General features: G+C 65.2%; 31 protein-coding genes. 17 read left to right on the top strand and 14 right to left on the bottom strand.

Annotation, left to right across the window (positions count from 1 at the left end; genetic code table 11):
* Positions 1-41: 41 nt before the first annotated feature.
* Both KFE19_02195 and KFE19_02190 read left to right on the top strand, forming a co-directional pair.
* A complete protein-coding gene (locus KFE19_02195) occupies positions 42-737 on the top strand; it encodes a hypothetical protein (protein QUO39495.1) in 696 nt (231 codons plus the stop codon).
* A gap of 14 nt (positions 738-751) precedes the next feature.
* Complete coding sequence (locus KFE19_02190; protein QUO38357.1) at positions 752-1,507, top strand: carboxymuconolactone decarboxylase family protein; 756 nt, start codon at positions 752-754, stop codon at positions 1,505-1,507.
* Between the two features lie 77 nt (positions 1,508-1,584).
* Here the strand turns inward: KFE19_02190 and nrdG are convergent, their stop codons facing one another.
* The 3 genes from nrdG to KFE19_02175 form a co-directional block, all read right to left on the bottom strand.
* On the bottom strand, positions 1,585-2,118 hold the full coding sequence (gene nrdG / locus KFE19_02185; GenBank protein ID QUO38356.1) for an anaerobic ribonucleoside-triphosphate reductase activating protein: 534 nt from the start codon (positions 2,116-2,118) through the stop codon (positions 1,585-1,587).
* A 217-nt stretch (positions 2,119-2,335) separates the two neighbouring features.
* A complete protein-coding gene (gene nrdD, locus KFE19_02180; protein QUO38355.1) occupies positions 2,336-4,534 on the bottom strand; it encodes an anaerobic ribonucleoside-triphosphate reductase in 2,199 nt (732 codons plus the stop codon).
* Between the two features lie 342 nt (positions 4,535-4,876).
* Positions 4,877-5,341 carry a helix-turn-helix transcriptional regulator gene (locus KFE19_02175; GenBank protein ID QUO38354.1) on the bottom strand — a complete coding sequence of 155 codons (465 nt, stop codon included), beginning with the start codon at positions 5,339-5,341 and terminating at the stop codon, positions 4,877-4,879.
* Between the two features lie 114 nt (positions 5,342-5,455).
* On the opposite strand from KFE19_02175, the gene KFE19_02170 reads away from it, so the two are divergent.
* The 3 genes from KFE19_02170 (at position 5,456) to KFE19_02160 (ending at position 7,689) form a co-directional block, all read left to right on the top strand.
* Positions 5,456-6,349 (top strand): TIGR01212 family radical SAM protein, encoded by an 894-nt coding sequence (locus KFE19_02170; GenBank protein ID QUO38353.1) that lies wholly within the window; start codon positions 5,456-5,458, stop codon positions 6,347-6,349.
* A 108-nt stretch (positions 6,350-6,457) separates the two neighbouring features.
* Positions 6,458-7,111, top strand: a complete 654-nt coding sequence (gene catA / locus KFE19_02165) for a type A chloramphenicol O-acetyltransferase (GenBank protein QUO38352.1) — start codon at positions 6,458-6,460, stop codon at positions 7,109-7,111.
* A gap of 194 nt (positions 7,112-7,305) precedes the next feature.
* Positions 7,306-7,689 (top strand): hypothetical protein, encoded by a 384-nt coding sequence (locus KFE19_02160; GenBank protein QUO38351.1) that lies wholly within the window; start codon positions 7,306-7,308, stop codon positions 7,687-7,689.
* A gap of 240 nt (positions 7,690-7,929) precedes the next feature.
* Here KFE19_02160 and KFE19_02155 read toward each other — a convergent pair whose 3' ends face one another.
* Together KFE19_02155 and KFE19_02150 are read right to left on the bottom strand one after the other, a co-directional pair.
* The gene (locus tag KFE19_02155) at positions 7,930-8,256 is read right to left on the bottom strand and encodes a hypothetical protein (GenBank protein ID QUO38350.1); all 327 of its coding nucleotides are present in this window, start codon (positions 8,254-8,256) and stop codon (positions 7,930-7,932) included.
* 12 nt (positions 8,257-8,268) lie between these two features.
* The gene (locus tag KFE19_02150) at positions 8,269-8,829 is read right to left on the bottom strand and encodes a hypothetical protein (GenBank protein QUO38349.1); all 561 of its coding nucleotides are present in this window, start codon (positions 8,827-8,829) and stop codon (positions 8,269-8,271) included.
* Positions 8,830-9,248: 419 nt separating this feature from the next.
* Between KFE19_02150 and KFE19_02145 the strand changes: the two genes are divergently transcribed.
* Complete coding sequence (locus KFE19_02145; GenBank protein QUO38348.1) at positions 9,249-9,734, top strand: NAD(P)H-dependent oxidoreductase; 486 nt, start codon at positions 9,249-9,251, stop codon at positions 9,732-9,734.
* A gap of 44 nt (positions 9,735-9,778) precedes the next feature.
* On the opposite strand, the gene KFE19_02140 is transcribed toward KFE19_02145, so the two are convergent.
* From KFE19_02140 to KFE19_02125, 4 genes are all read right to left on the bottom strand, one after another.
* Positions 9,779-10,585 carry a hypothetical protein gene (locus KFE19_02140; GenBank protein QUO38347.1) on the bottom strand — a complete coding sequence of 269 codons (807 nt, stop codon included), beginning with the start codon at positions 10,583-10,585 and terminating at the stop codon, positions 9,779-9,781.
* Entirely contained in the window at positions 10,578-11,060 is a 483-nt protein-coding gene (locus KFE19_02135) for a sigma-70 family RNA polymerase sigma factor (protein QUO38346.1), read from the bottom strand. The genes KFE19_02140 and KFE19_02135 overlap by 8 nt, the downstream gene beginning before the upstream one ends.
* A 21-nt stretch (positions 11,061-11,081) precedes the next feature.
* Positions 11,082-11,492, bottom strand: coding sequence for a hypothetical protein (locus tag KFE19_02130; GenBank protein ID QUO38345.1), 411 nt, complete (start codon positions 11,490-11,492; stop codon positions 11,082-11,084).
* Between the two features lie 96 nt (positions 11,493-11,588).
* Positions 11,589-12,548, bottom strand: coding sequence for a DUF1835 domain-containing protein (locus tag KFE19_02125; protein ID QUO38344.1), 960 nt, complete (start codon positions 12,546-12,548; stop codon positions 11,589-11,591).
* Between the two features lie 127 nt (positions 12,549-12,675).
* Between KFE19_02125 and yaaA the strand changes: the two genes are divergently transcribed.
* Positions 12,676-13,434, top strand: a complete 759-nt coding sequence (gene yaaA / locus KFE19_02120) for a peroxide stress protein YaaA (GenBank protein QUO38343.1) — start codon at positions 12,676-12,678, stop codon at positions 13,432-13,434.
* Positions 13,431-13,826: a hypothetical protein gene (locus KFE19_02115; protein QUO38342.1), complete on the top strand. Its 396-nt coding sequence runs from the start codon at positions 13,431-13,433 to the stop codon at positions 13,824-13,826. The genes yaaA and KFE19_02115 overlap by 4 nt, the downstream gene beginning before the upstream one ends.
* A 45-nt stretch (positions 13,827-13,871) precedes the next feature.
* Here KFE19_02115 and KFE19_02110 read toward each other — a convergent pair whose 3' ends face one another.
* Positions 13,872-14,528 carry a YitT family protein gene (locus KFE19_02110; GenBank protein QUO38341.1) on the bottom strand — a complete coding sequence of 219 codons (657 nt, stop codon included), beginning with the start codon at positions 14,526-14,528 and terminating at the stop codon, positions 13,872-13,874.
* Positions 14,525-14,950, bottom strand: coding sequence for a MarR family transcriptional regulator (locus tag KFE19_02105; protein QUO38340.1), 426 nt, complete (start codon positions 14,948-14,950; stop codon positions 14,525-14,527). Before KFE19_02105 ends, KFE19_02110 begins: the two co-directional genes overlap by 4 nt.
* Positions 14,951-15,095: 145 nt before the next feature.
* Between KFE19_02105 and KFE19_02100 the strand changes: the two genes are divergently transcribed.
* The 4 genes from KFE19_02100 to KFE19_02085 are packed head-to-tail and all read left to right on the top strand — an operon-like array spanning position 15,096 to position 17,395.
* Positions 15,096-15,314, top strand: a complete 219-nt coding sequence (locus KFE19_02100; GenBank protein ID QUO38339.1) for a hypothetical protein — start codon at positions 15,096-15,098, stop codon at positions 15,312-15,314.
* A complete protein-coding gene (locus KFE19_02095; protein QUO38338.1) occupies positions 15,314-15,643 on the top strand; it encodes a cytochrome C biogenesis protein in 330 nt (109 codons plus the stop codon). The genes KFE19_02100 and KFE19_02095 overlap by 1 nt, the downstream gene beginning before the upstream one ends.
* A gap of 22 nt (positions 15,644-15,665) precedes the next feature.
* The gene (locus KFE19_02090) at positions 15,666-16,700 is read left to right on the top strand and encodes an alcohol dehydrogenase catalytic domain-containing protein (GenBank protein QUO38337.1); all 1,035 of its coding nucleotides are present in this window, start codon (positions 15,666-15,668) and stop codon (positions 16,698-16,700) included.
* A 32-nt stretch (positions 16,701-16,732) separates the two neighbouring features.
* On the top strand, positions 16,733-17,395 hold the full coding sequence (locus KFE19_02085) for a metal-dependent hydrolase (protein ID QUO38336.1): 663 nt from the start codon (positions 16,733-16,735) through the stop codon (positions 17,393-17,395).
* Positions 17,396-17,454: 59 nt separating this feature from the next.
* Here the strand turns inward: KFE19_02085 and KFE19_02080 are convergent, their stop codons facing one another.
* Positions 17,455-18,789 carry a butyryl-CoA:acetate CoA-transferase gene (locus KFE19_02080; GenBank protein QUO38335.1) on the bottom strand — a complete coding sequence of 445 codons (1,335 nt, stop codon included), beginning with the start codon at positions 18,787-18,789 and terminating at the stop codon, positions 17,455-17,457.
* 204 nt (positions 18,790-18,993) lie between these two features.
* On the opposite strand from KFE19_02080, the gene cysK reads away from it, so the two are divergent.
* Positions 18,994-19,923 (top strand): cysteine synthase A, encoded by a 930-nt coding sequence (gene cysK / locus KFE19_02075; GenBank protein QUO38334.1) that lies wholly within the window; start codon positions 18,994-18,996, stop codon positions 19,921-19,923.
* Between the two features lie 72 nt (positions 19,924-19,995).
* Here the strand turns inward: cysK and KFE19_02070 are convergent, their stop codons facing one another.
* Entirely contained in the window at positions 19,996-20,790 is a 795-nt protein-coding gene (locus tag KFE19_02070; protein QUO38333.1) for a TIGR04255 family protein, read from the bottom strand.
* A 70-nt stretch (positions 20,791-20,860) separates the two neighbouring features.
* On the bottom strand, positions 20,861-21,679 hold the full coding sequence (locus KFE19_02065) for a cell wall hydrolase (GenBank protein QUO38332.1): 819 nt from the start codon (positions 21,677-21,679) through the stop codon (positions 20,861-20,863).
* Between the two features lie 169 nt (positions 21,680-21,848).
* Here KFE19_02065 and KFE19_02060 point away from each other — a divergent pair, with 169 nt between their 5' ends.
* Genes KFE19_02060 through KFE19_02045 form a run of 4 tightly spaced genes read left to right on the top strand, consistent with a single transcriptional unit; the run spans position 21,849 to position 25,541 of the window.
* The gene (locus KFE19_02060; GenBank protein ID QUO38331.1) at positions 21,849-22,184 is read left to right on the top strand and encodes a helix-turn-helix transcriptional regulator; all 336 of its coding nucleotides are present in this window, start codon (positions 21,849-21,851) and stop codon (positions 22,182-22,184) included.
* A complete protein-coding gene (locus KFE19_02055; GenBank protein QUO38330.1) occupies positions 22,181-23,251 on the top strand; it encodes a DUF2812 domain-containing protein in 1,071 nt (356 codons plus the stop codon). The genes KFE19_02060 and KFE19_02055 overlap by 4 nt, the downstream gene beginning before the upstream one ends.
* Before the next feature lie 5 nt (positions 23,252-23,256).
* Complete coding sequence (locus KFE19_02050) at positions 23,257-24,390, top strand: DUF2812 domain-containing protein (GenBank protein QUO38329.1); 1,134 nt, start codon at positions 23,257-23,259, stop codon at positions 24,388-24,390.
* A gap of 17 nt (positions 24,391-24,407) precedes the next feature.
* Complete coding sequence (locus KFE19_02045) at positions 24,408-25,541, top strand: DUF2812 domain-containing protein (protein ID QUO38328.1); 1,134 nt, start codon at positions 24,408-24,410, stop codon at positions 25,539-25,541.
* Positions 25,542-25,553: the final 12 nt, after the last annotated feature.

Below are 25,553 nucleotides of genomic sequence, written 5' to 3'. Positions count from 1 at the left end.
AGAATTGCATGGCCAGAATTTTTTTCGTATTCCTTGCGCTCATGTGCCTCAGCGCCTGCGGTGGCGGACGGACCGAAGACGGCGCGCCGCCGCAGGAGATCCCGCTGGAACAGGACTACAACCCCTCTGAGCAGGATGTCCAGACCTTGGAAGAGGAGGAAGCGCCCTCCGGACTGGAGGCATCGGAGGCGGAGCCGGGGCAAAAGGAACTGCCGGTGACGGCGGAACCTGCGGGACAAGCCGCCGGCGGATCAGCTGCGTCAGATGGAGGGGAGGACAGCGGTCCGGAGCAGGCTGTCCCGTCCGCTCCCGGCGAGACAGCGCCCTCCCTGTCGGAGGACCTGTCCGGAAACGCGGAACCGGAGGGGACGAAAAACGGTCAGACGGAGCGCGCTTTGAAGATCACTGTTGGCAGCCATGAGCTGCTTGCCGCCTTTGCAGACAACAGTTCCGCTGCGGCTTTCAGAGAACTCCTTGCCCAGGGACCGCTGACCGTGGAGATGGAGGACTACGGCGGATTTGAGAAGGTGGGCCCTCTGGGGACGACACTGGAGCGGAACGATGCACGGATCACAACGGAGCCTGGCGATGTGATCCTCTACCAGGGCGATCAGGTCACCATTTATTACGGCACCAACACCTGGAACTTCACCAGACTGGCCAGGATCAACGATCCCTCCGACCTGCAGGAAAGGCTGGGGGAGGGGACGGTTGCCGTTACGTTTTCCCTTGAATAGGAGGTAATTTCCATATGGCAGTAAAACAGACGGCGGGCAGGGATGCTCTGGGGGAGTTCGCCCCCAAGTTCGCTCAGCTCAATGACGATGTGCTCTTCGGGGAGGTCTGGAGCCGGGAGGCGCAGCTCTCCCTCCGGGACCGGTCCTTGGTCACGGTGGTGGCCCTCATGGCCCAGGGGCTGGTGGACAGCTCCTTCCAGTACCACCTGGCCACCGCTCGGAAAAACGGCATTACCCGGCAGGAGATCGCGGAGATCCTGACCCACGCGGCCTTCTACGCAGGGTGGCCCAAGGCCTGGGCGGCCTTCCGTATGGCCAAGGAGGTCTGGGCCGACGAGGACGCTGGCATCGATGGCAGGGCGCAGCACCAGCGGGAGATGGTCTTCCCCATCGGGGAGCCCAACGACGGCTTTGCCCGGTATTTTGTGGGACGGAGCTATCTGCAGCCTCTCTCCACCAGCCAGGTGGGGGCTTATAATGTGACCTTTGAGCCGGGCTGCCGCAACAACTGGCACATCCACCACGCCCGCAAGGGCGGTGGTCAGATCCTTTTGTGCGTGGCCGGCCGGGGCTGGTATCAGGAGTGGGGCAAGGAGGCCCGGGCGCTGCGCCCGGGAGACGTGGTCAATATCCCGCCGGAGGTGAAGCACTGGCACGGCGCCGCGGCCGACAGCTGGTTCTCTCACCTGGCCCTGGAGGTGCCCGGCGAGGACTGCTCCAACGAGTGGCTGGAAGCGGTTTCCGACGGAGTGTACGGCAAACTGGACTGAGGCCTCCGCAGCATGGCGGATCACTGTGACATCAAAGAAAAGCAGCCCGTGGACCGAGAGGTCCACGGGCCGTTTTTTTATCCTTGTTCCCGGTCTGGCAGAAATTGCAGGGTCCCGGACGCCCGGGTGGCGTTCAGATCAAGAAGGCGCTGGTTGGAGCTGCCCCGAAACCGCAGGGAGATGTCCTTCAGTTCCTCCACGAACCGGCCGTCCACCAGCACATCCAGAAGGGAGAGCATCTCATCCGTCACCTCGCAGCGGGGGTGCGTCCCCTCTGTGGTCAGTTCCTCGTAGGTGAAGCCGCTGAACCCCCAGATGGTTTTGGCCGGATAGGCCGCCCGGACCCGCCGAAGGAAAGGGACCAGTGCCCGCTGGTTCTCCGGCTCGAAGGGCTCGCCCCCCAGCAGCGTCAAGCCGCTGATGTAGCCGGGGGAGAGCAGATCCAGCAAACGTGCCTCTGTCTCCGCCGTGAAGGGCTGTCCGTAGCAGAAGTCCCAGGTCTGGGGCTGGAAGCAGTTTTTGCAGCGGTTGGTACACCCGGAGACGAACAGTGTCACCCGGACGCCCTCGCCGTTGGCGATATCGCAGTTTTTGATCTCACCGTAGTACATCTACGCTTCACGCTCCTTCCGCCTTCATCAAGTTGGGATCCGTGCCGGGCGGGACATGTGCCTGCACGGCACACCGCTGCCTGTCCGCACTTAAAATTTGTTTTTCCCGAGGACATGCGCCTCGGGAAAAACACCGCTCGGTCTGCAAGTGTGTGAGCGCAGCGAGTGCGCGCGGCAGACCGCCTGACTCGCTCAAAAGGCAGCGCCTTTTGAGCGATCAAAGGTGCAGCACCCGGTCCCGGATCTCCTGGGTCCGGCCCTGGTTCCAGAACTGGGTCCCGATGTAGCCGCAGGTCCGCCGGGCCACGTTCATCTTGTCCTGGTCCGTGTTGCCGCACTTGGGGCACTTCCAGACCAGCTTTCCGTTTTCCTCCGCGATCCGGATCTCGCCGTCCCAGCCGCACACCTGGCAGTAGTCGCTCTTGGTATTGAGTTCTGCGTAGATGATGTTGTCGTAGATGAACTGCATCACCGCCAGCACAGCCTCCAGGTTGTTCTGCATATCCGGCACCTCCACGTAGCTGATGGCACCGCCGGGGGAGAGGTGCTGGAACTGGGCCTCAAACTTGAGCTTGTCGAAGGCGTTGATCTCCTCGGTGACGTGGACGTGGTAGCTGTTGGTGATGTAGCTCTTGTCGGTGATGCCCTCGATCACGCCGAAGCGGCGCTGGAGGCTCTTGGCGAACTTGTAGGTGGTGGACTCCAGCGGTGTGCCGTAAAGGGAGAAGTCAATGTCGCTCTCGGCCTTCCACTTCCGGCAGGCCTCGTTCATGTGCTCCATGACGGCGAGGGCAAAGGGCGTGGCCTCGGGGTCGGTGTGGCTCCTGCCGGTCATGTATTTCACGCACTCATAGAGCCCCGCATAACCCAGGGAGATGGTGGAGTAGCCGTGGTAGAGCAGCTCGTCGATGGTTTCGCCCTTTTTCAGGCGGGCGCAGGCGCCGTACTGCCACAAAATGGGGGCAACGTCCGAGAGGGTCCCCTTGAGCCGCTCGTGGCGGCACAGCAGCGCCCGGTGGCACAGCTCCAGCCGCTCGTCGAAGATGGACCAGAATTTGTCCATATCCCCGCCGGAGCTGAGGGCCACGTCGGGCAGGTTGATGGTCACCACGCCCTGGTTGAACCGGCCGTAGTACTTGTGCTTGCCGGGCTCGTAGTTGCCGGCGTTGGCGATGTTGCCGATGCCGGCGTCAGTGAAGCGGTCCGGGGTCAGGAAGGACCGGCAGCCCATGCAGGTGTACACGTCGCCCTTGAGCTCCAGCATCTTCTTGGCGGAGATGTAGTCGGGCACCATCCGCCGGGCGGTGCACTTGGCGGCCAGTTTGGTGAGATACCAGTAGGGGGCGTCCTCGGTGATGTTGTCCTCCTCCAGCACGTAGATGAGCTTGGGGAAGGCGGGGGTGATCCACACGCCGGCCTCGTTCTTCACACCCTGGTAGCGCTGCTCCAGGGTCTCCTCGACGATGAGGGCCAGGTCCTTTCGCTCCTGGTCGTTTTTGGCCTCGCCCAGGTACATGAACACGGTGACGAAGGGGGCCTGTCCGTTGGTGGTCAGCAGTGTCAGCACCTGGTACTGGATGGTCTGTACGCCCCGGCGCACCTCGTCCCGCAGCCGGGACTCCACCAGCTCCCGGAGCTTGTCCTCCCCGGGGTCCACGCCGATGGCGGCCATCTCCTGCTCCACCACCTTGCGGATCTTCTGACGGCTCACATCCACGAAGGGGGCCAGATGAGCCAGGGAGATGGACTGCCCGCCGTACTGGTTGGAGGCCACCTGGGCGATGATCTGGGTGGCGATGTTGCAGGCGGTGGAAAAGCTGTGAGGCCGCTCGATGAGGGTCCCGGTGATGACGGTGCCGTTTTGCAGCATGTCCTCCAGGTTCACCAGGTCGCAGTTGTGCATGTGCTGGGCGTAATAGTCGGAGTCGTGGAAGTGGATGATGCCCTCCTTGTGGGCCTCCACGATGTCCGCCGGCAGCAGCAGCCGCTCGCTCAGGTCCCGGGAGACCTCGCCGGCCATGTAGTCCCGCTGGGTGGAGTTGACCACCGGGTTCTTGTTGGAGTTCTCCTGCTTGGCCTCCTCGTTGCAGCACTCGATGAGGCTGAGGATCTTCTCATCGGTGGTGTTGCTGCGGCGGACCAGGGAGCGGGTATAGCGGTAGGTGACGTAGTTCTTGGCCACCTCGTAGGCGCCGTGGGCCATGATCTGGTACTCCACCAGGTCCTGGATCTCCTCCACGGAGGGAGAGCGGTTCATTTTCAGGCAGCTGAGTTCCACGAACTCTGCGATCCGCCGGATCTGCATGGGGGTCATGCGGGCGTCCTCCGTGACGCTCTCGTTGGCCTTGGTAATGGCGGCCACGATCTTTTCAATATCAAACACGACCTCTGTTCCGTTGCGCTTGATGACTTTCATGCTGGTTCCCTCCGTCATTCTCTCTGCGGCGAGCCGCACAATATATCTAATGTGTTTCCCATTATAATGCACAAGATATGGTGTCCGCAGTGGCATTTGCCACCATTCTAAAAAATGGGGGCGGGCTGTGGAGCACCGCACGCAAGGCATTATTTTGCCAAAAGATCCGGCGAATGTCCATTGGGATTTTACACAGAAACGCCCCGTTGTTTTTGCTGCCGCTTTTCTTTGGTATGGACCTCTTTCCTTTCCGGCTGCAGCGGAGTACAATGGGGGTACAGGGAGGGGGTGTCCGTCCGGCAAAAAAGGAGCCGGAGGACGGCAGTCCTCCGGCCCGGGGCCTCAGCGGCGGTTCAGTTCCTTTCGCACGGCTGCGGCAATCAGCGACTGCCCCTCGGGGGAGCGCAGCGCCTGGACCACCGCGTCATGGACCATGTCCTGGAAGGCCTTGCTCTTCAGCAGCGCCGAGAACACGGCCCCCTCGCCCTGGCCGCCGGAGGAGGCGGTCACCACAGGCCGCTCCGGTGCGGGCCGCGTGGGGCGGACCGGCTGGGCCGGCTCGTCGGAGAAGGAGTTATTGAGCCAGTTTTCCATCTGGGTGCGGTCGTCGCTCTCCCCTCTGAGATAAAAGACCGACACGCCGAAAAAGGACGCCAGCTTCTGCTGCTGGTCCTGTGTGGGCGTCTGACGGCCGGTTTCAAACTTTTCCGTGGCGTTTCTGGGCAGGCCCAGCGCGGCGGAGAGCGCCGGCCGGCTCAGGCCCTTTTCGGTGCGGAGCGCCTCGATGCGCTGTGCCATTGTGACCATAGGATCGACCTCCTGTGATAGATGCGGCCCTGGGGCCGCGCTGGGATCATTATACGCCAAAGCACCGCCTCAAAAAAGAGGCAGTTCGAAATTTTCCGCCGGGAGGCACCGACCATGTACTGGAACAGTCTCAACGAGGATCTGCGGCGCCGGTACGGCCGCAAGGTCTATAAGCTGGCCCTCTCCTCCGGATGCTCCTGCCCCAACCGGGACGGGACGCTGGATACCCGGGGCTGTATCTTCTGCGACGGCGCGGGCGCCTTCGCCGAGACCGGGGACATTCCCGCCCAGCTGGCTGCGGCCCGCCGCCGGGTGGCGGCCAAGGCGGGGAAGTCCCCCCTTTTTATTGCCTACTTCCAGTCCTTCACCAACACCTATGCTCCGGCGGAGCGGCTGCGGGGGCTGTACACCGCCGCCATGGCGCCGGAGGATATCGTGGCGCTGTCCATCGCCACGAGACCGGACTGCCTGCCGCCGGAGGTGCTGGAGCTGCTGGGGGAGCTGAACCGGATCAAGCCCGTTTGGGTGGAGCTGGGCCTCCAGACCATCCACCCCCAAAGTGCCGCCTACATCCGCCGGGGCTACGACCTGCCGGTGTTCGACCAGGCGGTCCGGGAGTTGAAGGCGGCGGGGATTACCGTGGTGGTCCATCAGATTCTGGGACTGCCGGGGGAGACGGAGGAGATGATGGCCGCCACTGCCCGGTACATTGGCGCATCAGGGGCCGATGGTATCAAGTTCCACCTGCTGCATGTGCTGCGGGGCACGGACCTAGCCCGGGACTGGGCGGCAGGGCGAGTTGCCTGCCTGGATTTGGAGGCCTATATCGCGGCCCTGGAAGCGTGCCTGCGGAACATCCCCCGGGAGATGGTGGTCCACCGGCTCACCGGGGACGGCGCCAAGCGGGATCTGCTCTCACCCCTTTGGAGCGGCGACAAGAAACGGGTGCTGAACGCCATCCGCAATGCTTTTTTGCGGGACGATCTGGAACAGGGGAGCGCGCTGTGACGGCGGTTGCTCCCGAAACGGGGAAATGCTATGCTGAGCCTGTCCCGCTGCACGGACCTCACGGCTGCGGGAGGAGAGAGCCGGACAGACAAAGAGAGGAGAGAACCTATGATGTTTACCAGGATCGACCGGGAGACATGGCCGCGGAGAGAATACTTTGCACATTATTTCACCCAGGTGCCCTGCACATACAGCGCCACGTTCCAGCTGGATATCACCGGGCTGCGGGAGAGCGGCAGGCCGCTGTATCCGACCCTGCTGCATGCCATCTCCACGGCGGTGAACCGGCACCAGGAGTTCCGCATGGCCTGCAATGGGGCCGGGGAGGTAGGCTATTACGATGTGGTCCACCCCTGCTATACCATATTCCACAAAGACACCGAGACCTTTTCCAACCTGTGGACCGAATATAACCCGGACCGGGAGGCCTTCTGCGCGGCGTACCAAAGGGACCTGGCCGCCTGGGGAGACCGTCCGGGCCTGATGGCCCGGCCCGATCCTCCGGAGAATACATTCCCGGTGTCCATGGTGCCCTGGGCGAGCTTTGAGGCGTTCCATCTGAACCTGCAAAAGGGCTATGACTACCTGCCGCCTATCTTTACCATGGGCCGCTTCCGCGAGGAAGGCGGAAAGGTCCTGCTGCCGCTGGCGGTGCAGGTGCACCATGCAGTATGCGACGGGTTTCATCTGTGCCGGCTGGTGAACGAGGTGCAGGCGCTGCTGCGCGGGGGAGGCGGCAAGCCAAGCGAGCTTCACGGCTGAAAAGCCGGCGTCCCGCATGGTTTCAAGAATAGGAGGACACAGCTTATCGGACAGCGGTCCACGGCAGATCATTCATATGGAAAACCAATAATTTGTTGCATTTGCAAGTTCTTTTTCTCCTGAATCCTGTATGATAGAGCTATCCGATACCACCTGAGGGAAATCTCTCAAATCAGAGCACAGGAGGCGAGGCAATGAAAATGCAGTCCATTTGCCCGGACATCGTACTGGAGGATCCCCGGGAAGATTACAAGACCGCTGTGCGGGTGGAGCAGTACCGGGTGAGCAGGCAGGCGATTTATTTTGCTGCTTTTCCCGGTACCAGATATTTGCCTTTCCGGGCTGTACGGCAGGCCTGGGCGCAGAAGGCGGGCCTTCCCCTGACCGGCTGCTGCGGCAAGGAATTGCAGATTGTGGCCCTGAGAATGAAATACAAGGGCGATTTTTACCACACGTTTACCTTTGAAAAGCAAAAGGCGGCAGAGCAGGTGCTTGCGCTGCTGGCGGACGGCTGTCCGGATGTGGTGCTGGAGCCGGAGCGGCCAGCGCGAAAAGTCTGCGAGGCCACGGATGGATAAAGTGTACTGCGCGCTTCCTGCCGGTTCCGGCAGGAAGCGCGTTTTTGACGGTGTGCGGGGAATGGCGGCAGCTCTGCTTCGGAGCGGTTGAGCGGGGTGGCGCGCTGCGCAGTTCGCCGGAGACAGCGCGGCCAGGACGGGGGAGAACCGGCCGCTTTCGGCCCAGTTTCCAAGGGCGCATGAAAGGAGCAGAAGGCTCAGCATTGCGCTGAGGATACCCAGCAGATGCCGGGCGATCCGTCACAGGATTCCCAAGCTGAACCCAAAGCAGGCAGCGCCCACCAGCAAGGGCAGCGGCAGGGCGCCGGGATCCATGAGGCCTGGGAGCAGCAGGAACAGACTCAGAGCCCCATCCACCAGTCCCAGGATCAGGTGCAGCTGTCTCCGGAGCTGGAGGCTGCCGGAGGATACCTGCTCCACCCGGTTGAGCCGGTCTGTCAGGGCCCAGATCCGGGGACACTGCTGCCGGGAGAGCAGCTCCGTCCGCTTTTCCAGGGCACGGCGTATCTGCGGCCGCAGACGCTCGGCGTCCAGCGGCCACAGGCGGAAAGAAAAATTCGGCTCCAAATGCATACCTCCTCACTCAAAACCGGGACGCCTGTCGGTTTCCCAGCTGGCCAGTGCCTCCTGGCGGGTAGGGATCTGAGGGATTCGGACGGAAAAACTCTGACCGAACATGGGCTGGGACAGCCGGGCCATCCAGCTTTCCAAGATCTCCGGCATGAGAGGGCGGATCTCAGACAGAAAAACCGCAGCATAATAGGGCGCGGCGGCCGGTGCTTTCAAATCCAGCAGCCCGCGCTCTGCGGCCAAAGGCTGCGTACAGAAGGCCAGATCCGGAGTAAAGTCCGGATAGTACAGTGCTCCTACAAAAAAGTCGGCTTTACCCAGGGCCAGCTCTTCCGCCCGTTGGAGAAACAGCGCATGGTCCGGATGCTCCGCCGGAAAGAGCTCATCCCCCAAAAGTGTTTCACGCAGTCCGGACAAATTGTAGAAGTCGAAGTGAAAGAACAGGGTGCCGCCCGCCTCGTCATCGGTCAGACTGAATTCCGCCGCATGCGGCCCGGCGGGGAGTACCACTCCGCAGCCATAGACTTCCCACCAGTAGTTCCAATGCCGAATATGGATGTACTTTTGCATGACGCCTCCTTTGCAGGATCAGAAGAAAATGTGGCGGTATTCTATCACAGGGGCTGAGCGGCGTGATGAATTTTTCTTGAACTTTTTCCGTGCTGCGGTGCCGGCAGGATAAAAGCAGCCCCCCGGCTGTTCCGGAGGCCTGCTTTCATGTATGTGAGAGGGCCCGGTGTCCCCCAAAAGCAGGCACAGCCGGGGACATGCCAGCTCTGGTTGTACCGGCACAGGGGACAGGCGGGGCCATAGAGCAGGTGCGGCAGTTCCGAAGTGAACTGCGCCTCGGCAATCCCTCCTTTGGCATCCGGGATGGCGGTTGATGCAGCGGCAGAGGGGGCCTTTGGATACGTTCCTGAGGAATGGGCGGTTGCGGCGGCGGGGCAATGGTGGTATGCTGGAGAAAACGGAAAAAGGAGGCCCCTCTTATGAAGTGCAGCGTCGTGTATCATTCCAAGTCCGGCAATACGAAGGCCATGGCGGAGATCGTGGCCGACGGGATGCGCCAAGTGGAGGGCGCGGAGGTCTGGGTATTCTCCATCGACGCCGTGGAGGCGGACTGGCTGCGGGAGAGCGTCTGCCTGGTGGCGGGCAGCCCCACCTACTACGCCAGCATCAGCGGCGAGATGAAGTTGTTTCTGGAGACCCTGGGCAAATACGGCGTGGCCGGGAAGCTGGGCGGCGCCTTCGCCACCGCCAACTACATCCACGGCGGCGCCGAACTGGCCATGCAGACCATCCTGGATCACATGCTGGCCTACGGGATGCTGGCCTATTCCGGCGGCGGCTCCCAGGGCAAGCCGGTGATCCACCTGGGGCCCCAGGCGGTGGCCGGCCGGCTGGAGGAGACGGAGGAGACCTTCCGGCTCTATGGGCAGCGCATGGCCGCCAAGGCGGCGGAGCTCTTCGGCTGAGAACAGAGAGAAGCGGAGGACCCGAAACCGGGTCCTCCGCTGATTCATTCGCTGTGGTGGCCGCGCCCATGCCCGGCGCCGTGGCCGCTTCCGGCCTGTCCGGCACTCTGGCCGCTGCCCTGGCCCGGCTGACCGGCACCCTGTCCGGGCCCGGCCTGCTGACCGGAGGAACTCTCCGTGCCGCTCTCCAGCTCCGCCTGCCAACTGCGCAGCTGGCTCATGGTCCGGTCCCGCACGTCCTCCGTGGTGATCTCCGGGTCCAGGGCCTGGAGGGCCAGCAGCATCTGGTACTTGCCGCAGGTAAGGCCCTGGTCGTGGGCCGCCTTCGCGGTCTCCAGGTCGGCGGCGCGGCAGTCGGCGGCGCCCCGGTCCGCCGCGCAGGCGGACACCTGGGCCAGCATCTCCGCCGTCCGGGCCTCGTCGGCCCCGGCCACGGTGATGGACAGGTCCTCATCCCGGGAGAGGCACGCGGCGATGACGTCGCTGTCCAGCACCTGCGCCAGGGCCTCCTGGTAGTCCAGGAAGCGCACGTGCAGGGTCTGGGCCAGGGCGGTGCCGTCGTCGTTGCGGCCGTCCAGGGCGATCACCCGGTCGAACCGGTTCACTGTCAGCTCCAGAGAGGGGTTCACATCCACGCTGATGTAGGCCGCCGGGGTGAAACAGAGCCAGAGGCTCCCCAGGGTCAGCAGCAGGCAGGCGGCGCAGGCCGCCGCCGTGACCAGCAGAGGCCGCCGCCGGGCAGGGACCTTCTGCCAGCCGCCGGTCTGCCGGACCAGATAGGCCAGGGTCCGCTGCTTCAGGTCCTCCTCCGCCCGCACCTGGGCAAAGGCCTCCCGCATCCGCTCATCCATGGTCCTCACCTCCCAGCGTCTTTCGCAGCATCTCCCGGGAGCGGTTCAGCAGCGTGTAGACGGTGTTGACGTTTTTGCCCAGCAGACGCCCGATCTCCGGCGCGGTGTAGCCCTCGTAGTAGTGGAGATACACCGCGTCCCGGCAGGCCTCCGGCAGGGCCAGCACCGCCTCCCACACCTCCCGGTGCTCCGGCACCAGGGCGGCGGGCACCGGCTCCAGAGCCTCCAGCGGCACCGTGCGGCTGCGGAAGAAGCTCTTGAGCAGGTCCCGGCAGGCGTTGAGGGTCACCCGGATGAACCAGGCCCGCTCGTGTTCCTCCGACTGAAACACAGTGGTGCTGAGGACATATTTCAGGAACACCGTCTGGAAGATGTCCTCGGTGTCGGCCTGGTTTTTCAGGTGGATCATGCACAGCCGCCGCACGGTGTCGGCGTGCCGCTCCATGGCCCGGACCGCCTCCTGTTCGCTCCGCATGGACTTGCCCCTCGTTTCCTGTCAGTGGTTCCGGCAGCCTCCCCGGCCGCGGCCGCCGCGGTGGGACCCCAGTCCCGTGCCGTAGTTGTCGCACACCCCGTCGCCATTGGCGTCGGTGAAGCCGGCGCAGCGGGTGCCGTGGTTGTCACAGACGCCGTCGCCGTCGGCGCCCACGAAGCCGGCGCAGCGGGTGCCGTGGTTGTCGCAGATGCCGTCGCCGTCGGCGTCTATGAAGCTGGCGCAGCGGGTGCCGTGGTTGTCGCAGATGCCGTCACCGTCAGCGTCCGCGAAGTTGACGCAGTAGTTGCCGCAGTTGCCGCTGCCGTCGGTGCACCGCAGGCCCTGCCCGCGATGGCCCGCCGCCAGGGCGCCTGTGACGCACAGGGAGGCCACCAGCGCCGCGGCGGCCAGTCCCATCCAGATCTTTTTCATCCGTTGATCCCTCCTGTCGTAGTTGGGAGGCCGGAGAGGGCCTCACTGAGAATACGACTGAGGAGGCCCGTTCCGTTCAGCCGCCGGAAATTTTTTTCAGACGGCCTCCGGCGTCCGGAAGGCGGCGGTTTTCCGCAGGAGGCGGTGATAGGCGGGGCCGCCCTCCGGAGCCTCCGTCACCGCCTCCAGTTCGCCGTTTTTCAGCAGTTCCTCCATCCGCAGGGCCAGCCAGCAGTCGGAGATCCCCGGCAGATACTTCCCCAGGGCCAGGCCGATGGCACGGGCCTGGTGGAACTCCTCCGGCTGCTCCGCCAGTACACGGCGGAGGGCGTGGTCATAAAAGTCCGCGGGCACGGTGCGCAGATACCCGTTGACCACCGCCCGCAGGGGACCGTTCTCCTGCCGCAGCGCCTCCCACTCCCGGGCCAGGGCGGACCGCAGGACGGGGCCGGCCTCCCGCTGGCGGGAGATATAAGTGCCGAACTTTCCCGGCTCCATCTCGCCCCAGCTGATGTACCGGACCACGGTACCGTCGCTTCGCTCCTCCCACCGGGGCAGGTCCACCAGGTGGACCGGCGCCTGGATCCCCCGGCGCTGGAGCTCCCAGCACAGCCAGCTGAGGCCGCACCGCTCGTCGGGCTGATCGCTGTACCACACCCGCAGGGACTCCCCCTGCTCCAGCTGCGCCAGCAGGGAGCGGAATCCCTCCGCCGCGTGGTCCATCAGCTCCTCCGCGATCTGTCTGCCGGGGGCCGCCGCTCCATAGAGCTGGGTCAGGACATTCGTTCGCTCCGGCCCCAGAGGCTCTCCGGCGATGTCTCCCACACTGAGGACCAGGGGGAAGCCGAACACGATTCCGCCGTCCAGATGGACGGCCTCCGCCTGACGGCGGCGGGCCTCCAGTTCCGCCTGACGCCGGGCGGCCCGCAGCTGTGCCCGGGTGAGGCGGGAGCCGTCCTCATGGACGGCGAAAAAGGCACCGGCGCAGCTGACGGAGCGGCTCTGGGCCATCCGCAGTCCTCCCTCGGCGCTCTCACTGAACGCGATCTCCAGCATGATGCAGCCTCCTTACAAAAATACTGTACCCATCTTACCACGGTGACCGGCCTCCCGCAAGCGCTCCGCCGTTGACGGCGGGCGACGGAATGGGGTATCATGGGGAAAAATGAGAGGAGGCGGCGCCGTGCGCATCATCATCTCCCCCGCCAAGAAGATGGTGGAGGATCCGGACACCTTCCTGCCGGAGGGCCTGCCCGCATTCCTGCCGGAGGCGGAGCGGCTGCTCTCCGCCCTGCGGACTCTGACGCCCCGGGAGCTGAAGAGGCTCTGGGCCTGCAATGACGCCATCGCCGCCCTGAACGTGGAGCGGCTTTCTCATATGGACCTGCGCCGGGCCCGGACCCCGGCTCTGCTGGCCTACGAGGGCATCCAGTACCGCTACCTGGCCCCCGGCGTACTGGAGGAGGGGGCGCTTCAATACGTGGCGTCGCATCTGCGGATCGTCTCCGGCCTCTACGGCCTTCTGCGGCCCTTCGACGCCGTGACACCCTACCGGCTGGAGATGCAGGCCAGGCTGGCCGTGGATGGACACCGGGACCTCTACGGCTTCTGGGGCGGCCGCCTGGGGGAGGCTCTGGGGGCGGAGACGGACACGGTCATCGACTTGGCCTCCAAAGAGTACAGCCGGGCGGTGCTGCCCCACCTGCCCCCTGCGACCCGGGTGGTGACCTGCGTGTTCGGGGAAGAAAAAGACGGCCGGGTGGTGGAAAAAGGGACACTGTGCAAGATGGCCCGGGGAGAGATGGTCCGCTATATGGCGGAGCGGCGCATCCGGCGGCCGGAGGAGCTGACCGCCTTCGCCGCCCTGAGCTACCGGTATGACCCGGCCCGCTCCAGCGCGGACCGGCTGGTATTTTTGCGGGAACGGGAGGACGAAAAATGAACGTTTCAGACCACTATTTCGCGGATGTGCTGATGTTTTTCGACGGAAGGCCCCTGGAGCTGTCGCTGTATCAGGCCCTGTTCCGGCAGCTGGAGGCCCTCTTTCCCGATGGCTCCGTCCGGGTCCAGAAGAGCCAGATCAGCTTTTACGGCCGGCACCTGTACGGCGCGGCGTCATTGCCCGTCCGGCGGCGGAAGGACTGGCCGGAGCACTGCCTGGTGGTAACGCTGGGTCTGAACCGGCGGCTGGACTCCCCGCGGGTAGCCGTGGCGGTGGAGCCGTACCCCGGCCGCTGGACCCATCACTTCCTGCTGACGGAGGAGGACCAGATCGACGGCGAGTTTCTGGGATGGTTCCGGGAGGCCTGGGACTTCGCCGAGAGCAAACGGTAATAAGAGGAGCAGGGCGCCCGATGGGCGCCCCGCTCCTCTTGTGCTTCATGCAAAAAGTTTCTCCCCCAGACGCCCCATGGGCTTGTTCAGCTGGCGGGCGATGGTTCCCACGCACAGGGCCGCCGCCACGGTGCCCTCCCGAACGCCCTGGAGCTGGCCCAGGAAGATCAGGGACAGGAGGCAGGCCGTCAGTACCAGGCTCACGTCAAAGGTCACCTTCATGGTGCCGAATTTCACCGGCAGCACCTGGCAAAGTGCCAGCACCGTGCCCTCACCGGCCAGGGGCGCAACCCCAGCGGTGACCTCGAAGCTGACGCCCACGGCTACCAGAGCAACGCCCAACAGGCACACCAGCCACTGCTGCCAGTAGGCGCCGCACTGGACCGCTCCGGTGGCCCACATGGCCGCATCGGTCAGCCAGCCGAACGCCAGCGCCACCGGCAGCTGCAAAAGCTGCACGGGGTCATAGCGCCGACGCAGAAGCAGAATCTGCGCCAGGATCATGAGACAGTGCATGACAATGGTGGCGGACCCCACGCTCAGAGGGGAGAACAGACTGCATACATAGGGCACGCTGGAGATGGGGGAGGTGCCCAGATTTGCCCGGATGGACAGCGCTACCCCCAGAGACATGATGGCCAGGCCCACCGCCAGAAAGAGCCAGCGCTTGAGAGTGACAGTGGGTTTTTGGATCTGATTCATGCCTGTGCCTCCTCCGGCAGAGCGGCGCAGACCTTTTCCAGCAGCGCCGTCAGTTGAGCGGTCTCCTCCGCCGTCAGCAGGGAGGCGGCCTGGGTGTCCGCCCGGTCGAACAGGGCGGCCACGGCCTCCGCCGCCGCCTCTCCGGGAGGGGTCAGGGAGACATACAGCGCCCTCCGGTCCCCGGGCTTCTGCCGCCGCTCCACCAGCCCCGCCTCCTCCATCCGGGAGAGGATGCTGCCCACGGTAGCGGGCTCAATGCGGCAGTAGCCGGCGATGGCGCGCTGGTTCTGCTCTCCGCGGAGATGCAGATATTCCAGCACCTTAGGCTGGCCGGGCGAGAGCCCGAGGACTGCCGCCTCGTCCAGGATCCGGCGGTTGAGCAGGGAGTGGGCGCGCATCAGAAGATAGTGCAGGGTCTCCATGGATTTCCTCCAATAATAAGGATTCTTATAGTAATGATGCTTATTATATGACGGAGAGACAGGCTTGTCAATCCCCGGAGAGTGGTTGCAAACGGCGCTGAGTCTGGTACAATAGAGCAAGAGCGAGAAAAAAGGGGGGAGCGGCATGGCACGCATCACGGAATTTCCCGCCCCGAGCGGGGGAGAGCGGCAGGCACTGCTGGAGGAACTGGATCAGGTGCGGCAGGAGATCGCGGCGCTGGACCTGGAGGAGCCGGAGGACATGGACAGCGAGGAGTACGAGGCCTGGGGCGACCGTCACGAGGAACTGGAGGACCGGGCCGACGATCTGATGGAGGCCCTGGAGGCGCTGGGGGAGCTGTGATGAACGAGCGCTACTGCAAGCTGGAGATCTTTATTCCCGAGAGCCATCTGGAGGTTTTGGCGGAGGCGCTGCGGGCGGTGGACGCCGGCCACATCGGCCGGTACGACGGCTGCTTTTCCTACGCCCCCGTCACCGGCTGCTGGCGGCCCCTGCCGGGCTCCGCGCCGTATCTGGGCCAGAAGGGAGAGCTGAGCCGGGAGCCGGAGGTGAAGGTGGAAGTCACCTGCCTCCGCTCCCGGGCGGCGGAGACCGTGGCGGCGGTGAAGCGGGTCCACCCCTATGAGGAGCCGGTCATCAACGTGATCCCCCTGCTGGGGATCGGACTGTAAAAAAAGACGGGAGGTGCCGGATATGTTGGCCTATACGTATGTGGAGCGGGGGAAATTTGCCCTCCTGGAAAAGCCGAAGCCGGTGCTGCTGGCAGACCGGGACGCCCTGGTGCGGGTGACCCTGGCCAGCATCTGCACCAGCGACCTGCACATCAAACACGGCTCCGTGCCCCGGGCGGTGCCCGGGATCACCGTGGGCCATGAAATGGTGGGTGTGGTGGAGGAAGTGGGGCCCGGCGTGAAGAATCTGCGGCCCGGGGACCGGGTGGCGGTGAATGTGGAGACCTTCTGCGGAGAGTGCTTTTTCTGCCGCCATGGCTGGGTCAACAACTGCACGGACCCCAGCGGCGGCTGGGCCCTGGGCTGCCGTATCGACGGAGGCCAGGCGGAGTACGTCCGGGTGCCCTATGCCGACCAGGGCCTGACGAAGATTCCAGCGGGCGTCACCGACGCCCAGGCCCTGTTCGTGGGGGACATCCTGGCCACCGGCTGGTGGGCGGCGGACATCGCGGAGATCAAGCCGGGGGACACGGTGCTGATTCTGGGCGCCGGGCCCACGGGCCTGTGTACCCTCCAGTGCGTGCTGCTGAAGGAACCGGGACAGGTGGTGGTCTGTGAAAAGGACCCGGCCCGCCGGGCCTTCGTGGAGGCCCATTACCCCGGCGTCACCACGGTGGGGCCGGAGGATGCGGAGGCGGCGGTCCGCGCCCGCAGCGCCCACGGCGGCGCCGACGCGGTGCTGGAGGTGGCCGGCGGGGAGGAGACCTTCCGCCTGGCCTGGCAGTGCGCCCGGCCCAACGCCGTGGTGGTGGTCGTGGCCCTGTACGACCGGGCCCAGACCCTGCCCCTGCCGGAGATGTACGGCAAGAACCTGACCTTCAAGACCGGCGGTGTGGACGGCTGCCGCTGCGGCGAGATTCTGGAGGCGGTCGCTGCGGGAAAGCTGGACACCACGCCGCTCATCACCCACACCTATCCCCTGAAAGAGATCGAGGCGGCCTACGACCTCTTTGAAAACCGCCGGGACGGCGTCATCAAGGTGGCCGTAATACCCTGATGGGGAACCTATTAGATGAAAGGAGAACAGATATGAAGATCCAGTTTCTGGGACACGCCTGTTTTTTGCTGGATGACGGCAGCTGTAAGGCGCTGGTGGACCCCTTCCTGACCGGCAACCCCTTGGCGGCGGTTTCCGCCGATTCGGTGGAGGCGGACATGATTTTTGTCACCCACGGTCACGGAGACCACGTGGGCGACGCCGTGGACATCGCCCGGCGCACCGGCGCCCAGATCTGCTGCTCCGTGGATCTGGCGGAGGCGGTGTTCGGTCCTGCCGGTGTGCCGGCGGTGGCCGGGAATTTGGGAGGCTGGATCAAGACGTCCTTTGGCCGTGTGAAGCTGACTCCTGCTATCCACGGCAGCGGCGTGCCGGGAGGCCTGGCCTGTGGCTTTCTCTTTGAGATGGGCGGGAAGAAGATCTATCATGCCGGCGACACCGCCCTGACCTGCGACATGACGCTGCTGGCGGCAGAGCAGGTGGACGTGGCGCTGCTGCCCATCGGGGACTTCTACACGATGGGTCCCCAGGACGCCCTGCGGGCGGTGGAGATGATCCGTCCGGCGCTGACCATCCCCATGCACTTCAACACCATGCCGCCCATCGTTCAGGACGGCGCCGCCTTCGCCGCGGCGTCCGCCGCCGCCGGCTTCCCGGCCAGGGTCCTGGCGCCCGGCGAGACGCTGGAGCTGTAAAGCCAAACTGCCATACAGAAAAAGAGCCGCAGGGCCAATGCCCTGCGGCTCTTTACGTATCAGCGCTTGTTGGACCGGCGCCAGATTTTCTGCCGTTCCGCCGCGGCGGTCAGCTCCTCCCGGAAGTCCGGGTGGGCAATGGAGATCAGCAGCTCCGCCCGCTCCCAGGTGGACCGGCCCGCCAGATTGACGGCGCCGAACTCGGTGACGATATAATAGGCCTGGCTCCGGGGGTCTGTGACGATGTCGCCTTCAAAGTGGGGCAGGATGCGGGAGCGGCGGACCCCCGCCTTGTCCACAAAGGAGGACGTCATGCAGATGAAGGCCTTGCCCCCCTTGGCGTCCGCCGCGCCGGTCAGGTAGTCCAGCTGGCCGCCGGTGCCGCTGATGTGCCGCAGCCCCGCGCTCTCGGCGCAGACCTGGCCGTAGAGGTCGGCGGAAATGCAGCTGTTGATGGACACCATGTTCTCCAGCTGCGCGATGGTGGCCGGGGCGTTGATGTACTCCAGGGGCGCCGCCGTCACGGCCGGGTTCCGGTCCACCCAGTCGTACAGCGCCCGTGACCCGAACACGATGCCGGTGAGGCCCTTTCGTGGATGAAGGGCGCAGCGGGCATTGGTCAGCTTTCCGGCTTCATACAGCCGGAAGTAGGCATCGCCGCACAGCTCCGTGTGCATGGTCAGATCCTTCACGTCGGATTGGGCCAGCAATGACCCCACCACGTTGGGCATGGGCCCGATGCCCAGCTGCAAGGCCGCCCCGTCCCGGACATAGGGCACCAGCAGCTCCGCGATGCGGCGGTCCTCCTCTGCGGCCTCCGCCACCGGGAACTCCGGCAGGGGATCGTGGGGACCCTCCACGATGTAGTCCACCTCCGAGAGGTGAATGGACTCGTCGAAGCCGCCGTAGATGTAAGGCAGGTGCTCGTTGACCTCCAGGATCACGATATCGGCCTTGTCCAGGATCCCCCGGGCCACGCCCGTGGCGCAGGAGAGGTTGAAGTATCCGTGCTTGTCCATGGGCGGCACGCACATCATGGCCAGGTTCACCGTGAGAAAATGGCGGTAGTAGGGCACCACATTTCGGAAGATCATGGGGATGTAGCTGCAAAGGCCCCGATCAGAGAGCTTGCGCTCATAGGCAGAGCAGTGCCAGGAGTTGTAGCAGAAATGCTCTCTTGTGGGGTCGCACTCCACGATCTGAAGCGGCCCGAACAGGAGGTTTCCCCGCACCTTCACGTCTGTCAGCTCGTCCCGGCGCTCTGCCAGGGCGGCGTCCAGCAGGGGCGGGAAGCAGACGTTGGTGGTGTAGTCCACCCAGTCCCCGCTTTTGACGGCCTTCACCGCCTCCTCCGGCGTCACCAGCTTTGCCTGGTATTCCTGATGGAGATTCATGACGGCTCCTTTCCGTCCGGTCCGTCCGGACTGATCAGATAAAGGAAACTTCCGGATAATTTGTATCTGCCGTAAAAGGCGGGAAAACAGCTTGCGGAAAAACCTTCCGGGGCGGAAAACCAGCGCATGCCGCCCCGGTGCCATTTGACGGCAAGATGCCGGCGGGTGTATGATACGGCTATCTTGAACAGGGAGGTCCTCCTTATGAACATCGTTTCCAGCGTCACCGGCCTCATTGGCCGCACGCCGCTTTTGGAGCTGCGCCGGTACAGCGCCGCTCACGATCTGCCCGCCGTGCTCCTGGCCAAGCTGGAGTGCATGAACCCCGCCGGCAGCGCCAAGGACCGGGTGGCGGCCCGGATGATCGCCCAGGCGGAGGCAGAGGGCCGCCTGGCCCCCGGCGGCACTATCATTGAGCCCACCTCCGGCAACACCGGCATCGGCCTAGCCGCCGTGGGCGCCGCCAAGGGCTACCGGGTGATTTTGACCATGCCGGACACCATGAGCGTGGAGCGGCGGAGCCTGATCGCTGCCTACGGCGCGGAGATCGTCCTGACGCCGGGGGCGGAGGGCATGTCCGGTGCCGTGACCAAGGCGGAGGAGCTGCGCCGGACCATCCCCGGCAGCATCATCGCCGGGCAGTTCGACAACCCCGCCAACCCGGCGGCCCACTTTGACACCACCGGCCCGGAGATCTGGGCCGACACCGACGGCACCGTGGACATCTTCGTGGCGGGCATCGGCACCGGCGGCACCATCAGCGGCGTAGGCCGGTATCTCAAGGAGCGCAAGCCCGGCGTGCGGGTCGTGGGCGTGGAGCCCGCCTCCTCACCTCTGCTGACGCAGGGCCATGCGGGGCCCCACGGCCTCCAGGGCATCGGCGCCAACTTTGTGCCCGGGAACCTGGACCGGTCCGTGGTGGACGAGATCCTGGCTGCAACAGAGGTCGACGCCTACGCCGCCGGCCGGGCCCTGGCCCGGACCGAGGGCGTGCTGGCCGGCATCACCTCCGGCGCCGCGCTGTGGGCGGCGGGAGAGCTGGCCCGGCGGCCGGAGAACCGGGGCAAGGTGATCGTGGCCCTGCTGCCGGACAGCGGCGAGCGGTATCTGTCCACCCCGCTGTTCCGGGATTGAGCGGGCGGCGTTGAAAAAGAGAAGCGGAGGGGCCTGACCGGCCCCTCCGCCTGTTTTTGCGGGACGATGCCCTTATTCCGGGTCCATGGCATCCCGCAGAGTGTCCGTGAGGGCGCCTTCAAAGATGCGGCCGGCGTGGCCGTGGAGGGTTTCCAGCGCGGCGGCGGCCAGGGTGCAGGGGGTGTTCCCCGCCATGAACAGATCCATGTCGAAGATGAACTTCACCTCCGGGTCCTGGACGGCGCCGGGGGCGTTGTTTTTGATCCGGCCGGGACCGGCGTGGATCTTGGCCTGGCAGCTGGAGTCCAGCTTGACTGTTACATCGCTGGCGCAGTTGAGGAACCGCTCCTCGTCCACGTCGCCCTCCCGCAGGGGGGCGGTGTAGGCCGGGGCGATCAGCTCCGCCCAGTTCCGGCCCTCCAGGCCCAGACGGGCGCGGGAGATGATGTTCAGATACCGCAGCCCCACCCGCTGAAAATAGGCGGGCTTGTACAGCCGGATGAAGGCCGCCAGGGGCTTGTCCAGCTGGCGGGCAAAGGCCTCCCAGCCGGGATAGCGGAGGGTGGACAGGGCGATGAAATCCCGGGTCACATTCAGCTTCCACTGGCCGTCGGCGGAGAGGAAGTGATAGTTGGCCACAGGGGGCTGCTGCTGGATTTTCAGATTGGGTCCTCCCAAGCCGGTGATCTGGGGCGGTACGGCATCCTCCCGGCGGGCGTACTGGGGAAACTCCGCCCGGATGGCCTCCTGGAAGTCGGCCGGTTCCGTGGTGTTGATGGAGAGAATGGGGGGAAAGCGCAGCTGGCAGATGACCTCATGGGTCGGTGCGGCCCGGTAGTGGGTCCGGGGATGATCGGAAAACAGCATAGAGTATGCTCCTTTGCAAATTCATGTCTCTATTGTATGCCCCGGGCCGGAAAAAGTCAATCATCCCGCCTCACAGGTAAAAACGGTGACAGCCGATGGTCATGAGATAGGTGCGGTTTGCGTTGATCCACACGCCCTGGGACAGGGCCGGGGCATAGAAGTACAGCGCGCTGCCTGCGGTGTTCTCTCCGTTCAGCGTGCGCCTGGCGGCCTCCACGGAGGCCGCCGTGGGGGTGAGGAACACGGAGCCGTTGGCCACCGGCGTGAACTGCACGTCGTGCTTGCGGTCGAAGATCACGGCGGGGATGGTGTCGGGGAACTCCTCCGCCGCCACCCGGTTCAGCACCACGTTGCCCACGGCGATCTGGCCCTCCATGGCCTCGCCCCGGCTTTCGGCGCTGATGATGCGGCTGAGCCAGTACAGGTCCGCAGCGTCGTGCTGTGCGTCCGGGGAGGTGACGGCGGCGCCGCCGAGATACCGGTCCCAGCTGGTGCTGCCGCCGCAGAGGTCCGTCACCAGCCGCACCGGCACATAGGTCCGGCCCCGTTCCACAAAGACCTTGCCGCTGTATGTAGCGCCGCCGGCGGTGATGGTGTCGGCGTCCGGGTCTGCGGTCAGGCGCAGATCCTCCGACTGGGCCACGGCCACCTGTTCGGCGCTGTCCCAGGAGATCTCCCAGCCGCCGAAGGTGTCCAGCAGGCTCCGCAGAGGTGCGTAGGTGACGCCGTCGGTGAGATAGTTGACGGTGGGCAGCACCGTGCCGTCCACCTGTACCGGCACCATCCGGGCGGCGGAGGCCCGGCCCGGCAGGGCTGCCCAGGTCAGGGCGCAGGCGGCCATGAGGCCGCAGAGTGTTGTCCGTTTCATGTCGGTCACGTCCTTTCGCATAGGGGTTTGTATATCAGCATACAGGACGCCTCCCGGTGGCGGCAACCCTCAAATCCTGTCAGCGCTGGAAGAAAAACGGGGAACGGCAGGGCCTGTATTGACAATATCGTGTGACGATATTATACTGAGAACAGAAAGAATATCGTGTTACGATATTGGAGGTGAGAACATGGCCAAGGAACCGCTGAAGGTGCTGACGGAGAGCATGTTTTACGTACTGCTGTCCCTGCTGCGGCAGGAGCGCTGCGGCGCGGAGATCGTGCAGTTCGTGGACGACATCACCGCCGGGAGGGTGCCTCTGGGACCCGGGACGCTGTATACGATCCTGGCCAAGTTCCAGGAGGAGCGGCTCATCGAGGAGACGGCGGTGGAGGGCCGCAAGCGGACCTACGCCCTGACGGACCGGGGCCGGGCCCTGTTCCGCCAGGAGCTGAGCCGGCTGAAGATGTGCGTGGCCGACGGCGAGCGGGAGGAAGCAGCCGGCGGAAAGGAGGGGGGCCGATGAAGCGGAAGTGGACGCCGTACCCGGCGAATATCTGGGACGTGGAGACGGTGGAGCGGTGGCTGGAGGACGAGGCCGCCCGGGGCTGGCGGCTGGACGGGTCCCGGCAGTGGGGCGGCGGGCTGGTGCGCCTTCTGCGGACGGAGCCGGCAGTCTGCCGGGTACGGGTACAGCCGGTGGGGTTCGTCAGCCAGGAGGCCTGGCAGGAGCGGCTGGAGACCTTCCGGGAACTGGGCTGGACCTTCGGCGCCACGTTCAACTGGCATTTTCATATGGCGGCGTTCTACTGTGACGACCCCGCCGTCCCGGAACTGGACACGGATATGGAGGTCTGGGCCATGGTTTGGCGGAAGGCCTTTGTCTGGGGGCTGTGGGAGAGCGTCGGCCTGGGTGCCCTGGGCCTGGCGCTGCTGGCCAGCATGGTGCTGCTGGGCTGGGAGTTCACGGTGACGGAGCCGCTGGTGCTCCTGGCGGTCCAGGTTCTGGGCGGCGCGGGACTGACGCTGTGGACGGCGCTGTCGGTGCCGAAGCTCCTGCGGCTGCGGCGGCAGGCGTCGGCGGGCCTTCGGGAACCGCCCGGAGGAAGCTGGCGGCGGGCCGCCCGGTGGGGGCGGGTGTTCGCCGTCGTACTGGTCCTGAGCGCACCGCTGATCAATCTGGGCAATCTGTTCCATCAGGCGGAGAAGTGGGACACGTGGGCAACGCTGCCTGCGCTGACAGTCCAGGCTGTGGATGGTGAGGACTGGGACATCGACCTTCGGGTGGGGGGTCTCGCTTCCCCAAATCTGCGGATCACCTGGCGGGAGGGGGAGACCACCTATACCGCCGTCTGCTGGCAGGCCCGCTGGGAGCCGCTGGCGGAGGCAATCCGGCATCTGCAAATGGCGGAGACAGAGGGAGCCTGGCAGACGGAGGCGGGAATGGACCATCTGTCCGAGGGGCAGACCCGGGCCGCCCTGCTCCTCCGCGGAAACACCGTGGCTTACGCGGAGGCTGCGGGGCCCGGCGCCGACGATGGGACCGTGACGGACTACGCCATCCAGATGGCGGACTGTGCTGAGGGGTGGTGAGAGCCATGAAAGAGCAAAAGCGGTTTTTGATGACGGATACCAGCTGGGATACCGGAGCCATGGAGGCCTGGCTGGAGGAGATGTTTGCCCGGGGATGGCATCTGACGGAGTGCGGCTTCCGGTTCGCCACATTCCGGCGGGGGGAGCCCATCCGGGTCCGCTGCCGGATGATGCCCGCCGCCAGGGAGACCCTGGAGGCCCGGCAGGAGCGGGAGGAGGTTTATACCCAACTGGGCTGGGAATACCTCGCGAACCTGACGGACCGCTATTACATTTACATTTGCAAGAACCCCGATGCCCCGGAGTTGGAGACGGACCCGGTGGCCGCCGCCTGGATCCGGGACCGGCTGCTGCGGAAGGGGTGGCGGGACCTGCTCCTGGCCTGGCTGGCCCTGGCGGCGGTGGCTGCTTTTGCAGTTTATCGGATCGCCAACTCCGAGACCCCAGTGGAGACGGCCATCCGGGGCGTGGGGATCAGCGCGCCCCTCAGCGCGGTGCTGCTGGCCTGGGCGGTGTGGGAGACGGTGGATACCCTCCGCCGCGTCCGCCTGCTCCGCCGCCAGATGGCGGTGGGACTGCCCCAGTCCCACACCGGCGACTGGCGGCGGGCGCGCCGTCGGGCGGGGATGGTCCTGGGGGCAATGCTCCTGATGGACCTCCTGGTCATCGGCTATCCGTTTTTGCGGCTGGGCACCAGCTGGGGAGAGGGACTGGATGAGCTGACCCATCCCGTGCCCTGCCTCATGGGCTGGCAGCTGGACGAGACCCTGACGGAGGCGGACCGGACCTCCGGCACCTGCCTGATGAACCCGACCTTTTTGAACCCCGGCCACTACGACGTCTGGGACCGCTACACCGGGGAGCGGAGCGTCATCAACCAGTGCGACATTTTGCTGCTTTCCTGTCTGGCGGAGCCGCTGTACCGGGAGTGGCAGACGAGGATCCCCGTCTTCGCGGAGGCGGAGCTGACAGAGCTGGACCACCCCGGCTTTGACGGCGTGAGCTTGGCCCGATCCGGGGAGAACACCTACCTGCTGCTGTGGCAGGACAAAATCGTGCTGTATGTGGGCGCCTTCGGCGTGGCGGGCGCAGAGGCACATCTGGACGACTACGCGGCGTTGCTGAGGGAATTCCAGTAGAGGGGGAGGAAAGGCGCATGAAGCAAACGCGGAGATTCCTCATGCCGGTGGAGGGCTGGGACCCGGGCGCCATGGAGGAATGGCTGGTGTATCAGGCGGCCCGGGGCTGGATGCCGGTGTCCTTCGGCGTATGGTACGCCAAGTTCCGGAGAAGTCAGCCCCGGACCTGCCGGGTGCGGCTGGAGCCGCTCCGGGAGGAGGACAATCAGGCCCAGGCGGCCCGGAAGGAGCTCTATGAGGACCTGGGCTGGACCTCTCCGGCGGATATGACGGACTACCGGGTCTGGTACTGTGCCGACCCCGATGCGCCGGAGCTCTACACCGACCCCGAGAGCTTGTTCTGGGCCTGGAAGAAGCAGCTGTGCCGGGACCGGTGGAATGCCGGGGGGACTCTGGTCCTGCTGGGGATCCAGGTGCTGGCAGCAATGGCGGTTTTGATGTGGAGTGCGGGGGGAAATTGGGTGGACCTGCTGGTCCATTATCTGGATCTGCCCTGGCTCTTCGTGCTGGCGGCGGTGCCCTTCTTCCTGTGCATGATGGCACTGCGGCTGCGGGGGACCATCCGCACCGGCCGGCGGCTGAAACGGGACGGAACGCTGCCCCACACGGGCCCCTGGCGGAAGAACCGCCGGCGGACGGCGCTGTTGGTGGGAGGTACTTGGATCTTTCTCGTCATGCTGGTGCTGGCGGTGCTGCTGCCTAAGGTCACGGCCCGCAGCATCGACCTGGATGCGCCGGGGGAGCCGCTGCCCTGTGTGTCCTTGTCCGCCCTGGACGCCGCTGCCGGGAGCGGGGCGGAGCGGAGCTTCGCCCAGACCAAGAGCAGCTTCCTGGCGCCGGAGCATGTGCGGATCACGGAATCCGCCGGAGAGGTCCGGGTGAATACCCGTTTCGACCGCCTGCGGTTTGCCTCGCTGGCCCGGGCCCTCTATGGCGAGCAGCTGGAGGATGCCCGGAAGAGCAATCCCCGGGGCGCCTGGTCGGTGCTGGACCGCCCGGGGTTTGACCGCCTGGCGCTGATGACGGAGGAGGATCGGTCGATCCTGGTGGCCTGCCGGGACCGGACGGTGCTGTATGTGTATGCGGATGGGATCAACGATCTCTCGGCCCATCTGGACGACTATGCCGCCATTCTGGAAAAGTTCCAATAGAAGGGGAGGGAC

The organism is Dysosmobacter sp. Marseille-Q4140, assembly GCA_018228705.1.
Lineage (GTDB): Bacteria > Bacillota > Clostridia > Oscillospirales > Oscillospiraceae > Oscillibacter.
Note: the sequence above shows the minus strand (reverse complement) of the source record. Positions and strands in the feature narration are given on the sequence as shown.

Coding starts and splice junctions, on each gene's coding strand:
- KFE19_02045 (QUO38328.1), top strand. CDS start 24,408: ATGAAGCAAACGCGGAGATTCCTCATGCCGGTGGAGGGCTGGGACCCG.
- KFE19_02110 (QUO38341.1), bottom strand. CDS start 14,528: ATGAATCAGATCCAAAAACCCACTGTCACTCTCAAGCGCTGGCTCTTT.
- KFE19_02175 (QUO38354.1), bottom strand. CDS start 5,341: ATGGTCACAATGGCACAGCGCATCGAGGCGCTCCGCACCGAAAAGGGC.
- nrdD (QUO38355.1), bottom strand. CDS start 4,534: ATGAAAGTCATCAAGCGCAACGGAACAGAGGTCGTGTTTGATATTGAA.
- KFE19_02125 (QUO38344.1), bottom strand. CDS start 12,548: ATGCTGGAGATCGCGTTCAGTGAGAGCGCCGAGGGAGGACTGCGGATG.
- KFE19_02170 (QUO38353.1), top strand. CDS start 5,456: ATGTACTGGAACAGTCTCAACGAGGATCTGCGGCGCCGGTACGGCCGC.
- KFE19_02065 (QUO38332.1), bottom strand. CDS start 21,679: ATGCGAAAGGACGTGACCGACATGAAACGGACAACACTCTGCGGCCTC.
- KFE19_02080 (QUO38335.1), bottom strand. CDS start 18,789: ATGAATCTCCATCAGGAATACCAGGCAAAGCTGGTGACGCCGGAGGAG.
- KFE19_02160 (QUO38351.1), top strand. CDS start 7,306: ATGAAAATGCAGTCCATTTGCCCGGACATCGTACTGGAGGATCCCCGG.
- KFE19_02195 (QUO39495.1), top strand. CDS start 42: ATGTGCCTCAGCGCCTGCGGTGGCGGACGGACCGAAGACGGCGCGCCG.
- KFE19_02130 (QUO38345.1), bottom strand. CDS start 11,492: ATGAAAAAGATCTGGATGGGACTGGCCGCCGCGGCGCTGGTGGCCTCC.
- KFE19_02070 (QUO38333.1), bottom strand. CDS start 20,790: ATGCTGTTTTCCGATCATCCCCGGACCCACTACCGGGCCGCACCGACC.
- KFE19_02085 (QUO38336.1), top strand. CDS start 16,733: ATGAAGATCCAGTTTCTGGGACACGCCTGTTTTTTGCTGGATGACGGC.
- KFE19_02150 (QUO38349.1), bottom strand. CDS start 8,829: ATGCAAAAGTACATCCATATTCGGCATTGGAACTACTGGTGGGAAGTC.
- KFE19_02140 (QUO38347.1), bottom strand. CDS start 10,585: ATGGATGAGCGGATGCGGGAGGCCTTTGCCCAGGTGCGGGCGGAGGAG.
- KFE19_02135 (QUO38346.1), bottom strand. CDS start 11,060: ATGCGGAGCGAACAGGAGGCGGTCCGGGCCATGGAGCGGCACGCCGAC.
- KFE19_02115 (QUO38342.1), top strand. CDS start 13,431: ATGAACGTTTCAGACCACTATTTCGCGGATGTGCTGATGTTTTTCGAC.
- catA (QUO38352.1), top strand. CDS start 6,458: ATGATGTTTACCAGGATCGACCGGGAGACATGGCCGCGGAGAGAATAC.
- cysK (QUO38334.1), top strand. CDS start 18,994: ATGAACATCGTTTCCAGCGTCACCGGCCTCATTGGCCGCACGCCGCTT.
- KFE19_02050 (QUO38329.1), top strand. CDS start 23,257: ATGAAAGAGCAAAAGCGGTTTTTGATGACGGATACCAGCTGGGATACC.
- KFE19_02105 (QUO38340.1), bottom strand. CDS start 14,950: ATGGAGACCCTGCACTATCTTCTGATGCGCGCCCACTCCCTGCTCAAC.
- nrdG (QUO38356.1), bottom strand. CDS start 2,118: ATGTACTACGGTGAGATCAAAAACTGCGATATCGCCAACGGCGAGGGC.
- KFE19_02055 (QUO38330.1), top strand. CDS start 22,181: ATGAAGCGGAAGTGGACGCCGTACCCGGCGAATATCTGGGACGTGGAG.
- KFE19_02090 (QUO38337.1), top strand. CDS start 15,666: ATGTTGGCCTATACGTATGTGGAGCGGGGGAAATTTGCCCTCCTGGAA.
- KFE19_02190 (QUO38357.1), top strand. CDS start 752: ATGGCAGTAAAACAGACGGCGGGCAGGGATGCTCTGGGGGAGTTCGCC.
- KFE19_02095 (QUO38338.1), top strand. CDS start 15,314: ATGAACGAGCGCTACTGCAAGCTGGAGATCTTTATTCCCGAGAGCCAT.
- KFE19_02060 (QUO38331.1), top strand. CDS start 21,849: ATGGCCAAGGAACCGCTGAAGGTGCTGACGGAGAGCATGTTTTACGTA.
- KFE19_02145 (QUO38348.1), top strand. CDS start 9,249: ATGAAGTGCAGCGTCGTGTATCATTCCAAGTCCGGCAATACGAAGGCC.
- KFE19_02100 (QUO38339.1), top strand. CDS start 15,096: ATGGCACGCATCACGGAATTTCCCGCCCCGAGCGGGGGAGAGCGGCAG.